Genomic DNA, 12,516 nt, shown 5'->3' with positions numbered 1-12,516 from the left:
AAGCGCTTGATTAAGGATATCACTCCCCAGATGAGCAACGCCAAGATCCCGCTAACGATTACGAATGTCATTAAGATCGAAGTCCATACGATATGCAATCAACATCACCCCATGCATCATTTTATGGTCATCTTGTAGAGTACTCTTCTAATGTCTCTCCATATTTTAACGCACGTTGGCTTCCGCTGCATTCGAATTGAATATTTTTATTTTTATGATAATGGATAAAAAAGCTAGTAATGCAAACATCAGCCCGCTCCAGATGAGCTGGTGTATTCCCAAGTGAGAGATAAACCACCCGCCCGTAGCAGCCCCTATCGTAATACCTAGATTAGAAAATGAGACAAACAGGCTATTACCAAACTCTGGAGCTTCTTTCGCTTCCGTGGTTAACCATGTTTGACTAATAATAAGCCCCCCAGAATGCACGGCCCCCCAAGTGAGCACAACCACAAACATCGGTAGGAAAGAAGCACCCAGAGCATAGGTGAATACGTAAATGACCGTATATAGCAATGGGAACATAATTACGGTCTTGGTCAGATTTTTATGTAATAATCCCCCGAATAAAAAATTCCCAAAAATCATGACGATTCCAAAGACCATCAACATCATACTGATCCATGACCCGTTCATCAGAGTTACTTCTCCAAGATATTCGGCAAAATAGCTATACACCGAAAACATAGCTGCAAAGATAAAAATAACAGTCACAATGTTGAACCACAATTGAGGTTTACGTAATATACCAAGCTGTTTGCCATAAGACATCTTTTCCTGAACTGGCAGGGAAGGAAGCCATACGAGTATTCCCACAAATGCAATCATGCTTACGACAGCTCCAAATAAGAAGGCAGCTTCTAACGATATCTTTTCAGCAAGATAGGAAGTCAAAGGCACGCCAAACGCAAATCCTACCGTAATTCCAGCGAAAACCTTGGTGACGGCTTTACTACTCTTTTCAGGGGGGACCAGATGAGCTGCAGTCACGAGGGCGACCGAAAAAAAGACAGGATGAAAAATAGCGGGAAGAACACGAAAAATGAGCATGACCTCAAAATGAGTGGTATAGGCATAGACAATATTGGAAATGACAAAACTGAATACAGCGATTAATAGAATGATTTTACGATTCATACCAGAAACGAGTAAGGTCAAAAATGGACCTGAAATGGCAACAACGAAAGAAAAAATACTGACGAGCCAACCCGCCTGGGCAGCTGATACATTGAATTTTTGGGTTACTTGAGGGAGAACGCCTATAATTCCCATTTCCGTTGTAATAATGCCGAATACGCCTAAAGCCAGAATGATAATAAGTAACGGGTTAACCTTTTTCATTTTAAGTATAAGCCTCCAAATTAATTATATATATAGATTTGTAGATATATTACGTGAAAAAAAACCTCCTTTCTATTTATAATTCCTTTTGAACATACTCGGCAAATTCCCGGATTGTTTTTTCATTCCGACGATAGTACGTCCACTTCCCAATACGCTCAGACTCTAACAAACCGGATTTTTGCATCGTTAATAAATAACTTGAAATCACAGACTGCGCAAGTCCCGCTTTAGCCTGAATATCTCCCACACATACACCAATTTGAAAATTAAGCCCTTGCTTCAGATAAGCCTGTTCATCAAAAAACTCTTCTGGTTTTTTTAACCACAGCATAATTAGACGGCGAGTTTCGTTTGACAATGCTTTATAAATCAATGACGGTTCCATATAAAACATTATATCTATTTTATTAGATTTGTAAATATAAAGTCCAATGATTACGTAGAAAAATAAATAATAAAGGCTGCTTTCCCACGGGAAATCCGTTGGGAAACAGCCTGTTCAAGTACATATTCAACTACACTGACTTACTCTTATTGGAGCGATACATCAAGTACAGGAAATACGGTGCACCGATCAGTGCGATCAGTAATCCGGAAGGAATTTCAGTCGGCGCAAGCACTGTCCGTCCAATTGTATCAGCCAGCACCAGCATTACCGCTCCCAAGATGCTAGACAGAACGATAGAGCGACGTACATGGTGCCCAATCAACGTACGCACGATATGCGGAGCAATCAGCCCGATGAAGCCAACTGTACCTACACAGGCTACCGCTCCGCCCGCCAGCAGCACCCCCACTGCCATCGCCAGCAACCGGGTGCGGCGCACCGGAAGTCCCAGTCCCATAGCGCTGCTGTCGTCAAACACCAAAAGATCGAAGCGGCGAGCTAGCCACCAGGCTATTGGCAACAACACGAGCAGAAAAGCCAAAATCGTCGCCACCTGCCCCCAGTTTCGAGCGTAGGTACTACCCGTCAGCCAAATATAGCCTGTGCTGCCCCAAAGCGAACCTTGGATAATCAGTATCTGAATGCCAGCTGCTCCGATCGCTGATACAGCAATCCCAAGTAGGATGACCACAGACGGGTTTAGGTGCTTGTTCCATGATAAAAAGAAGATCACCGCCGCCGACACCGTCGCTCCGGCAATCGCCGCGATAGGCAGCATATAAACAGGCAGCCCAGGCCAAACGATAATCACTGCAAGCGCGCCAAAGCCAGCCCCTGAAGAAACACCAATGATCGAGGCATCCGCTAAGGGATTACGAACGGCTAATTGGATCAAGACACCGCTGACCGCAAGCGCGATACCAGCCCCGGCTGCCACCAGCGTGCGCGGAATTCTAAACTGCAGCAGGGCCGAATTTGCGTTCTCACCGCCAAATAGGCCAGATAGCAAATCGCCAACCGGAATTCGCATCCCTCCAAACATCAGGCTGAATACGGTCAACAGCACGGCACCGCACCCAAGCAACGTGACCAGCCTGCCATAGGGTAATTTCCGAGAGCGCACACCTATGTTCATTGAAGATTGTCCATTAATACCAGAAGGCAGCTTCATCTTCCACAGAATCAACCAAATTAGCCAAGGAGCCCCAATCAAGGCCATCATTGCTCCGGTCGGCAGATCCATGCTTGATTGGTGGACCATCTTCGCCAGCACGTCAGCGCCTGTCAACAGTAATGCTCCCCACAGAAAGGAACCAGGCAGCACCCAGCGATGCATTTTTAGGCCGCTTAAGCGCACCAAATGTGGAGCTACCAAACCCACAAAACCAATAGGTCCAATGACGCTAACTGTAATGGTCGACAGCAGGACAGCTAATACAATACCCACCGCCCGGGTCAAACTAACCTTTTGTCCAAGTGACGTGGATGTGGACTCATCCAGATCCAGGACATCAAATTGTCTTGACAGCAGAAAGGCAATGACCGAGAGTCCTACGACCCAGGGCCAGGCGTAAGTCGTCCCGCTCCAGTCGTTTTGCACAAGCGAGCCAGAACCCCAGAGAAACAGTCCCTGCGTTTCAAATGAATAAAAGATATGCAAAGCTCCGGTAAACGAACCGAGAACCATGGATACAATCAAGCCGGCAAGCGCCAACCGAATCGGACTTCCCGCTCGTCCCCCGCCCATGAAGTAAGCGAGTACCGCTGCCAGCAGGCCGCCGACAGCGGCAAATAGAAACGGCGCCTGATGCAGCAGTCCGGGAAACATCACCGCGCCAAGGACAACCACAAAGTAGGCACCAGCGTTAATACCTAGTGTATCAGAAGCCGCCAGCGGGTTTTTGGTGATGGCCTGGAGCAAAGCACCAGCGATGGCAAGCGCACCACCAGCCAGGATTCCGATGACCGTACGCGGCATCCGGAGATCCCACACCATGTTATGTTCAAGCGTATCCTGACGCTGGGTCAACGCCTCAATTACCGTGTGAAGCGGGATCGAAGCCTCTCCATAACACAAGCTTACAAAAAAAAGCACGATGAGGACGATCAATCCGCCCCCAAAGATGCTTCCTACACGCCAAGTCTTCGATAAACCCGTTGTGTCTGTTCGGGTCATTTCGTCAGGGCTCCGACTACCTGATCAACCAGTACTTTGGATGAGATTGGGCCGCCGAACGTCCATGTTGTGCCGTCCAGTGGGTAGGTCCGTTTTTCTTTGACAAAGTTTAGTCCGTTCCATACCGAGTTGTTCTTCATCGCAGCTCCAAATACATCGTCCGTCTTTTGCGTAATATAGATAAAATTGCTGTCCTGCACAGCTGGAAGAGCTTCAATGCCAACGGTGCTAAACCCATATTTCTCGGTCTTGTCCGACTTCCAGTCGTTCACCATGCCAATTTTCGCGAGCGTTCCCACTACAACCGAATTTTCCTTGAACATTCGCAGACTGGCAGCATTTTGAGCTGTGAAGGCCTGTGTCAGCGCATAGTGAAAGTCTGCTTTGCCCGCTTTCTCTAATGTAGCCTTTGCCTCTACGTAGTGCTGGTCAAGTTCGCTTAGGACCTTATCAGCCTGTTCCGTTTTTCCAGTAGCCACAGCGACTTGCTTGAAAATCTCGACCATACGGTCGTAATCATAGCCGTTCCCCTTGTAAGGATCGAATTCTATCGTTGGTGCAATCCCCTTAAGTTGTGCATAGATCGCTGCATTGTTATCGGCGTTAGTGATAATAAGATCCGGCTTAAGCGCCGCAATCGCTTCTAGATTCGGTTCGCCCCGTGTGCCGATATCAGTTACGGTATCAGCCAGCTTCGCCTCCGGTGTTACCCACAGCTTGTAGTTTTCATTGTCCGCATTACCGACAGGCTGTACGCCAAGTGCAATGAGGTCCTCGGTAAACGTCCATTCGAGTACAACCACACGTTCCGCTGGCTTGTCCAGCTTGACTTCCCCATGGTCATCCTTAACCGTAACCGGACCAGCCGTTGTGGATGTCTGCTCAGACCCTGCAGTACCTTCCGTCTTCGAGCTATCCCCAGCCGCACCGCAGCCCGCCAATACAATAGTAAAAACTACAAATAATAATAGGCTATTCAACATCTTTTTCATTTCTCTCAATCACCCCTGTATGTATATTGCATTGGAAAATGATAATCATTATCAGTAAAAGATTATAGGGCTTAGTGACTTTTGTCAATACAGATAAATCTAAAATTGAATCGCAAACAGGTTCCGTATATGATAGCTTTATCATTGTTTAAGGGAGGCTTCATTTACGTGGCGGTATTAACCAACGAGCAAATTAAAGCTGACGAAGTGGTACTCACTGGACTCGCAGGGGAGAAGCTCGGCGTTGTATCCAAGTCAGAAGCCTTGGCTATGGCCCGATCCAAAGGGGTGGACCTGGTCTGCACCTCATTGATGAGCAGTCCACCACCCTGTAGCTTGGTCGCGAAGGGTAAAGGAAAAGCGCTGGCGCAAAAAGAAGCCGTAGCAAGCAAAAATGTCGGCCGAGCCGCAAAAAACAGCGGCAAAGAAAAGATCAAGGAGCTTCGCTTCACTGCTCATATTGAGGAACATGATTACGACACGAAGCTGCGTCAGGCAGACAAACATCTGCGTTCCGGCAAACCGGTGCAGCTGGTCGTTAAAGCGTCTGGTGCAAAAGAAGCGCCTGTCGCCAAAGCGGTACTAGAGCGGCTACTAATCGATTTGAAGGAAGCCGGAGTGAAGGATACTGGAATCCAGACGGGCGGCAAGGGCTCACAAGTGAAATTAAACCCTCGCTGAATGGCGAATCAGTAAATTGGACCAGTCACTTAGACCGTAGGAAACAGAGGGCCCATTCGGCCCTCTGTTATAAATTCCTTGGTTACAGGGTATGATTCAGGCTCTTTCTTGTCATAGCTACTTTGCACCAAGGGAGCATACCAAAAACGCTTCTCATCCATCAACCTCGATACATACCCGCTTGCTTATTTCAGGATGACGCCGTTCGTTCCCGTTTGCGGTATGACAAACGACCAATCGGCATCCTTGTACAAATGGTTGACGACCTTTCGTTTTAGCGTGAGCTGTTTCGGCATTTGATTTAGCCCATCAACGAAATATCCGGCATCCTCCTGCAGCTCGATTACACCTGAACGATCTGTTGTGTAGCCTCCGCCAAAAAACATCGAATACTCCTTATTATTTTCGTCAACGGCAACCCAAATGTCTTGCGTGAAGTTAGGACTACTGAAGATACCGCCTATCGGAATGGTCGCATACATTTTGCCCGAATTAGAACTGTTGGAACGAAGTTTGAGCCCCTTGAACAGATAAGCATCACCCGAGTCTTCGAATTTAACGGGATGCACAGCTGAAGTTTGAGCCGGGTCGAGCACGACCGACGCCTCGCTTCTCTCTCGAATTATATAGCCGTCCAATACGAATCGAATTTGCTGCTTATCATAGGCAAAATCATTAAACTGGTAGAACCAGTGCGTCTTGCCACTCCAACGGTCCAATCCAGATCGACGTCCGAATTCAGGGTCTCTGTTATCCCCAAGCCATTTCCCGTGTGCATCTTCCAGATGATACTTAAGCTCGTGGAACCCGCTTTGTCCGTTCAGCGCTCGGTCTGCGGCTTCTGGGGTCAACTCTGTAGTATATTCCAATGATCCGCCGCTCGGCGTCCGGGTAGCTCCCTGCATGTGAATACGTAAGCCGCTTGGCGTCTCATACGTTTTATCAATCGGAGTCAGCAACGTTTGCGCTTTGGCTTTGGTTAGATCTGCCTCCACATCCAGTCTCCAATCTCCTTTTACCGTTTTAATAGGAGCTTCCACATTAAGTTTGTCCGCATACAGCCTCAATTCACGGATATGTGCACTAAGCTGCAGCTTGTCGGTCAGTACCGGCCGCATAAAGTCGAACTCAATCCTACTAATATTCTCGTTGCCCCCTGTGCTTACTTCAAAAGGAACAGCGCCAACATCACCTCTCTGGTTATCAAAGAGGCTGAAATCGACATCTTGAATACTAAAATCCCCGGTTACAGCATTTCCTTCAACATCGAAAACTTCGATTCCGATAATCATTCTAGTCGAATCGGCGATAAGTTCGTTGACTTTCAGAGTGTAACCCTGATCTTTAGCACTGGCACCCGAAATCTGTACCAGTCCTGCTTCACGGACCTTCTTCATGCCATTATCCACATAGCTGTCTTTCGCAAACAGCGACCTCACCATATCTGCAAGAGTCGGCTGCGTATACAGCAGTGTGCTAACCACAAATACAACGACGGCGACCACCAAACTCCATACTTTAAACTGTGAAGTGCGTCTGGCAGCGCGGTAATGTTTCACCTGGGCGACGATGGACGTGTCATCGTACGCGGCTGCGTTCTGTTGCCGATTCCTGTATTCAGTCGGTCCCGTCAAGATCTGTGCCTCCGTTTCCGCTGGTTGCTCGCTCGGAGAGTATCTGGATACATCATGATCGCTCGCGTCGGCTCTGTCAGCTGGTTCGATCTCGATTCCTTCCAGCGCCAGCATCACCTGGTCGGTAAACTCATTAGATAGCCTTTCGTGAAACAACAAAATTTCCCAGTTTCTGTCTTCTATCGTCGATTTGCCGTCCTCTGTTTCAAGATTGGCTTTTTTCGTTGTTGTACGATCCCAGACTCTCATAACGTTGCCCCTCCTTGGCTTCTACGGTTTTGCGCAGACTGATTTTAGCACGGTGGACGGCGTTGTTAACCTGCCGAACCGACATGCCAGTAATACCAGCGATCTCCTTGTGACTCAGTTGGTTGGTGTAGCGCAGAATCAACACAAGTCGATAATGCTCGGGCAGCGTCTCTAACAAGCAATCCAATTCGAAACGCAGTTCCTTTTGCAGCAACTTCGATTCAGGTGTTTCACGTTCATATGTATCTTCCTGTGTCAGAGACTTTGGATCTTTTCGGCGTCCACGGTCCTTCTGCAAATTGACAGCAATTGTATACATCCAACCGGCAAAACTCTGCGTCGGGTTATGCGCTCCCAGTTTACGATAGGCTTTAAGTAGTGTCTCCTGAGTCAGATCCTGAGCATCCGCTTCGGAAGACCCCATCTTGCGGAACAATCCGTAAAGCTTATTCTGATAGCGCCGGACAATGCCCGCGTACGCTTGTTTATTGCCTTTTAGTACAGCTTCAATAATTGAATGATCGTCTGTCAGCTCCACGCGTTCCCCTCCTTTTAGGTCTGGCTTTTGTTTGTCTTGCTTCTAAGACTCCTAATCTGCATTTTTTCTCTCACTCGATCCATATAAAAAAGACCTTGAGTTTTTGTTGCCCTCGAGGTCTGAACATATGACTCATTCCTCTATGCCTAGTTCAGCTATGAGAAGATCAGCCTGTCCCGTTTTCATCTGTTTCTTTCTGGGCTAGTCCCATCCAAGTGCTATAGCGTAGGGCACAAGTATTGGGTTTACGAAGATTGATTCGAGAAAAGAAAATTATTGACCATAATTTTTCTAGTTCCCTTAAAAAATAACTTCTTCAGATCATCGCTTTACTCATAAAATATATGCATTAAACTTGCCGCTATTTTCCACAGCTCTCCAGCAACAATTTTCAGCTATGGATTCACCCTATAACCGCCCTATCATAGCCGTAAGCAAGATAGAAAAGGCAACATGCTTGCTAAAATAAACCCGTTTGGGTACAATCCCCATAACAAAATCGCTTGGGAGGAATTCGAATGAATCGAAAAAATGTCCCCCGTTAAGCCCGAGCTCCTCCATCCATGTTTTAGTTTCAACTCACCCTAATAAAACAGAGGAGGATACTAATGAACATGAATGGACCTGTCAACATTTCTCGAAGTGAGAGACTTCAGACTTGCCACGATATAGCTGCGAGGTTACATGAAGTATATAGAGACAAAATTCTGGCTATAGGGGTCTATGGATCTGTTGCCAAAGGTACTGACGGCCCTTTCTCGGACATTGAAATGTTTTGTGTACTAAGTGAATCAAACGGCCCCGTAGAATTTAGCCATGAATGGTCAGCGGGACCCTGGAAAGCGGAGGTGAACGTCTGTAGTTCAGACGTTCTTCTTAAAATTGCCTCTACTGTTGAGGGCGAATGGCCGTTGACACATGGCCCCTTCTTTTCCCCACTTCGTCTGTATGATCCTGAAGACTTTTTTTCTATATTAAAGGAAGCTGCCGAATCCCCCACAAAGGAAGATTTCAGGCATGCCATCAACGAAGTGCTTGTAGGTGAAATGTACGAGTTTATAGGAAAGCTTAGAAATATCCGTGTACATGGTCCTCTTACCTACTTGCCGTACTTGGTAATGCAGTTTGCTCAATATGGGGCTATGTTAGTTGGGTTGCATAATCAGAAGCTTTTCTCAACGGGTTCAATGGTTCTACCGGAGGCCCTGGAACTGCCGAGTCGTCCAGAAGGATTCGATCATGTAGTTAAGTTGGTTATGTCCGGAGATTTAGCTGAACCAGCGAAGATCATTTCAGCCTGTGAAGATTTCTGGAGTGGTCTTGTGAATTGGGCAGTCGAACATGACTACCTTATTCGATCACAACGGATCCCCTTTTGATCAAAAATAAAATTCGCTTTAATTTCACTTACTATAATATACCATGTTAATATATCATGTTTTTTATATGCCCAGTCCCCCTTTCGTTAAGGGGGAATTTTACTTTTCTTCTGGATGAATAGTACTTCTCCGTTATGTTTTTCCACTGTAATATATTTAAAATTTAAACTACTTGATTTCACCCACTACCTCCTTTATTCTCTGTATATGTAACTCTGTCTTTGCTTATCTATATCCGATGCTCACATACTTTCCTCATTCGTATACACATGCAAAAAATGTACAATTCCAGTGTACTCCATTAAAATTTTACACATAAAGCTTTATATAGATTTTATTTTTGTTAATATCCAACAACAGGGCCTTAGGCACTATGATAGATTACATTTTAATGATATATTGATAGGTACCATAAAAGACTAATTACCCATGGCTTGGGCTGGAGGATGTATGAAAAAGGAATCAAATCAAGACGAAACCAGTTATTTATTTAATGTAGATGTATTAGTTAAAGGCCGTTCGAATGTAGAGGCCCTTCAGTTCCTGCTTAATCTCTTGAGCCAAAACGAACACATTGCGGATAGCCGGATTCAATCCGGTATCGAACTTGGCAATTTAATTGAAGCTGCACTGTACCTAAAAAAACAGTCAGCCGTGAATAGCCCATCTGATGCAGCCGCTACGCTCGCGGAAAAATTTTCTAAAAAGAAATCAGCCGCAATTACGAACAAGCCGCCAGTCGTTCAAGAGATCAAACAATCCCACGTACAGCCAAAGCCTGCAACACAACAAGACCTTAGTACGTATGAATGGATCAAACGCTATATACATGATAATACGCTTGTACGGTTAATCGTAAACCGCTATGGTGGACAACGCAGCATTCCTTGCCGCATCCTCAATCTGGACCATGATAATAGCCTGCTGAGTGTGTATCATGTAGATGAGAAGCAAGTGTACTCCTTTAAAATGAATGAGATCGATGAAATCACATCGTAAATGTAAATACTTCACCAAAAAACGAAGCATGAAAAAAGAGAACGGTCAGGAAAAACATGATGTCTTTCTTGTCCACTCTCTTTTTTTGTATTATCCGAAAAGAACTTTAATCCTCTTTCTTCAGACCCATGGCAGCCCATGCCAGCAATATCCATCCTGCTATAAAACACACGCCTCCTAGAGGGGTGATAGCTCCCAGCACACGGATTCCGGTCAGACTTAGCACATACAAGCTACCAGAAAACAAAATGATACCCGTCAATAACAGACGAGCTGCCCATCTTAGACGGTTGGAAGGCCCCCACTGTCCAGCAGCCAACGCAATGATCAGCAAACCGACAGCGTGAATCATATGATATTTCACACCTGTTTCATATACGGCCAAAGCATCCGCGTCGATCCGGGCTTTCACAATATGTGCCCCGAACGCTCCAATGGCTACCGCCAACATCATCATTATAGATCCCGTAAATATCCATTTCCGTTGCATGTTTGTGTACTCCTTTTCATCTCATCCTTTTAGCCGAATGTTCTTCTTATTTTATCGAAACCGTATGAAGTTTACCAGCCAGCGTGTGTGAACAGACCGCATACAGAATTGGATGATTAGACCCTGTCTTTTGAAGGGTAATGTGTAGGGTGGCTTGCTTTTTTGTTTATTTTGTGGAAAATTAGTACCTGTTCGGACTATGTTCAAGGAGTGGAAAAAATGAGTAACCAAGATCCTAATTTGCAAAAGCCTGCTGCGTCTGAGGAGCACCCTGTTTTTTCAGAATCTCCTGTGTTCCAGCCTCCGGTCAAGCTCAAACATTCCGGTCCCGGAATTGCTTCTTTTATTATGTCGCTTGTCAGTCTGATCGGATATATTATTCTGGCTATTATGGTTATTAATCTACTGGCTCATTTCGGCCAATACCAGACGATGAACCCGGAAATCGCTCTGCAGCAAACCGGAACGGTATTGCTTCCTTTTATTTTTTTAGGCAGCCTGTTGCTGAATTGTAGCGGACTTGTCGTTGGTATCATTGGAATTGCGTTAAAAAATCGTAAGAAAACCTTTGCTATTACAGGCTTAATCATTAATGCACTTATTATTGTAGGCTTTATTGCACTTCTTGCCATCGGTCTTTCCGTTCCGAATAGCACAGCGGATATCTATCCTTCCTCCGTGCAATCTTTATAATTTTTCTGCATCACACAGAGAGGATTCAATGTATGAACAAAATTAAAATTTTTGCCGACAGTACCAGTGATATTCCTACTCACTGGCGGCAACAGTACGAGATTAGCATTGTACCTTTGTATACGGTATTTGGTGATGAAGCATTGCAGGACGGGGTGAACATTCACCCGGAACAATTATTTCAACGTGTAAGTCGCGAGGGACATTTACCACGTACCGCCGCACCTTCTCCGTCGGATTTTATTCAAGCCTTTGCTCCTTACATAGAACAAGGGGACGACATTATATATATCAGTCTGTCTTCCGAGCTATCATCAACGTACCAGAATGCACTACTCGCTGCCTCTGAATTTCCGGAAGGCCGCGTTACGGTTTTTGATTCCTTGAATTTGTCGTGTGGCTTTGGCCTGCTTGTGATGAAAGCTGCTCGTGCGGCAACCAACGGCAATACGATAGAGCAGATTGTAGACATGTTGACGAAAACCAGGCCGCTAATAGATACGGAATTTGTCATTGATACACTTGAATACCTGTATAAAGGCGGAAGATGCTCAGGCATGCAAAATCTGATCGGCAGTCTTCTCAAAATTCGTCCGGTGATCAAAGTAATTGACGGAAAAATGACGCCAGCCTACAAAGTCCGCGGCAAACGTGAAAAAGCACTGGATCAGATGCTGCAAAACGCTCTGAATCAACGAGATCAGATGGATAACGATATCATTATTGTCGTGCACGCTTTGGCCGAGGAAGATGCGCTGATGCTGCAAGCTCGCTTGAAAGAAGAAACGAACGCACATGAGGTACTGCTAACTACAGCAGGCTGTGTTATTTCCAGTCATTGTGGTCCACAGACTATCGGTATTATGTATGCCAAAAAGGCATAGTTTATCCAATATCAGACCCGTTGCCGCATAGGTAGCGGGTTTTTTGGTATTTTTCCAGCAATTTAGCAA

Annotated in this window: 12 protein-coding genes; 5 read left to right on the top strand and 7 right to left on the bottom strand. The window is 45.7% G+C overall.

Annotated features, from left to right (window positions below; translation table 11 throughout):
* Positions 1-165: 165 nt before the first annotated feature.
* The 4 genes from MHH57_RS07820 to MHH57_RS07805 form a co-directional block, all read right to left on the bottom strand.
* Positions 166-1,341: an MFS transporter gene (locus tag MHH57_RS07820; protein ID WP_029516559.1), complete on the bottom strand. Its 1,176-nt coding sequence runs from the start codon at positions 1,339-1,341 to the stop codon at positions 166-168.
* Between the two features lie 76 nt (positions 1,342-1,417).
* A complete protein-coding gene (locus MHH57_RS07815) occupies positions 1,418-1,729 on the bottom strand; it encodes a helix-turn-helix transcriptional regulator (RefSeq protein ID WP_023987858.1) in 312 nt (103 codons plus the stop codon).
* A 130-nt stretch (positions 1,730-1,859) separates the two neighbouring features.
* Complete coding sequence (locus tag MHH57_RS07810; RefSeq protein WP_307349105.1) at positions 1,860-3,908, bottom strand: iron ABC transporter permease; 2,049 nt, start codon at positions 3,906-3,908, stop codon at positions 1,860-1,862.
* Positions 3,905-4,900, bottom strand: a complete 996-nt coding sequence (locus MHH57_RS07805; RefSeq protein WP_165145161.1) for an iron-siderophore ABC transporter substrate-binding protein — start codon at positions 4,898-4,900, stop codon at positions 3,905-3,907. The genes MHH57_RS07810 and MHH57_RS07805 overlap by 4 nt, the downstream gene beginning before the upstream one ends.
* A gap of 168 nt (positions 4,901-5,068) precedes the next feature.
* Here MHH57_RS07805 and infC point away from each other — a divergent pair, with 168 nt between their 5' ends.
* Complete coding sequence (infC, locus tag MHH57_RS07800; RefSeq protein ID WP_342435005.1) at positions 5,069-5,581, top strand: translation initiation factor IF-3; 513 nt, start codon at positions 5,069-5,071, stop codon at positions 5,579-5,581.
* 185 nt (positions 5,582-5,766) lie between these two features.
* Here the strand turns inward: infC and MHH57_RS07795 are convergent, their stop codons facing one another.
* On the bottom strand, positions 5,767-7,464 hold the full coding sequence (locus MHH57_RS07795; protein WP_029516554.1) for a DUF4179 domain-containing protein: 1,698 nt from the start codon (positions 7,462-7,464) through the stop codon (positions 5,767-5,769).
* Positions 7,421-8,002, bottom strand: a complete 582-nt coding sequence (locus MHH57_RS07790; protein ID WP_238794812.1) for a sigma-70 family RNA polymerase sigma factor — start codon at positions 8,000-8,002, stop codon at positions 7,421-7,423. Before MHH57_RS07790 ends, MHH57_RS07795 begins: the two co-directional genes overlap by 44 nt.
* A gap of 608 nt (positions 8,003-8,610) precedes the next feature.
* Between MHH57_RS07790 and MHH57_RS07785 the strand changes: the two genes are divergently transcribed.
* Positions 8,611-9,381, top strand: coding sequence for an ANT(4')-I family aminoglycoside nucleotidyltransferase (locus tag MHH57_RS07785; RefSeq protein WP_029516553.1), 771 nt, complete (start codon positions 8,611-8,613; stop codon positions 9,379-9,381).
* A gap of 450 nt (positions 9,382-9,831) precedes the next feature.
* A complete protein-coding gene (locus tag MHH57_RS07780) occupies positions 9,832-10,380 on the top strand; it encodes a hypothetical protein (protein ID WP_029516552.1) in 549 nt (182 codons plus the stop codon).
* A 106-nt stretch (positions 10,381-10,486) separates the two neighbouring features.
* Here MHH57_RS07780 and MHH57_RS07775 read toward each other — a convergent pair whose 3' ends face one another.
* On the bottom strand, positions 10,487-10,870 hold the full coding sequence (locus MHH57_RS07775) for a DUF423 domain-containing protein (RefSeq protein ID WP_029516551.1): 384 nt from the start codon (positions 10,868-10,870) through the stop codon (positions 10,487-10,489).
* Between the two features lie 219 nt (positions 10,871-11,089).
* Between MHH57_RS07775 and MHH57_RS07770 the strand changes: the two genes are divergently transcribed.
* Together MHH57_RS07770 and MHH57_RS07765 are read left to right on the top strand one after the other, a co-directional pair.
* The gene (locus tag MHH57_RS07770; protein ID WP_069012792.1) at positions 11,090-11,563 is read left to right on the top strand and encodes a hypothetical protein; all 474 of its coding nucleotides are present in this window, start codon (positions 11,090-11,092) and stop codon (positions 11,561-11,563) included.
* Positions 11,564-11,595: 32 nt separating this feature from the next.
* Positions 11,596-12,447: a DegV family protein gene (locus tag MHH57_RS07765; RefSeq protein ID WP_342435004.1), complete on the top strand. Its 852-nt coding sequence runs from the start codon at positions 11,596-11,598 to the stop codon at positions 12,445-12,447.
* The last annotated feature ends 69 nt before the right edge of the window (positions 12,448-12,516 follow it).

Source organism: Paenibacillus sp. FSL H7-0442 (assembly GCF_038593105.1).
Classification (GTDB): Bacteria; Bacillota; Bacilli; order Paenibacillales; family Paenibacillaceae; genus Paenibacillus; species Paenibacillus polymyxa_D.
Note: the sequence above shows the minus strand (reverse complement) of the source record. Positions and strands in the feature narration are given on the sequence as shown.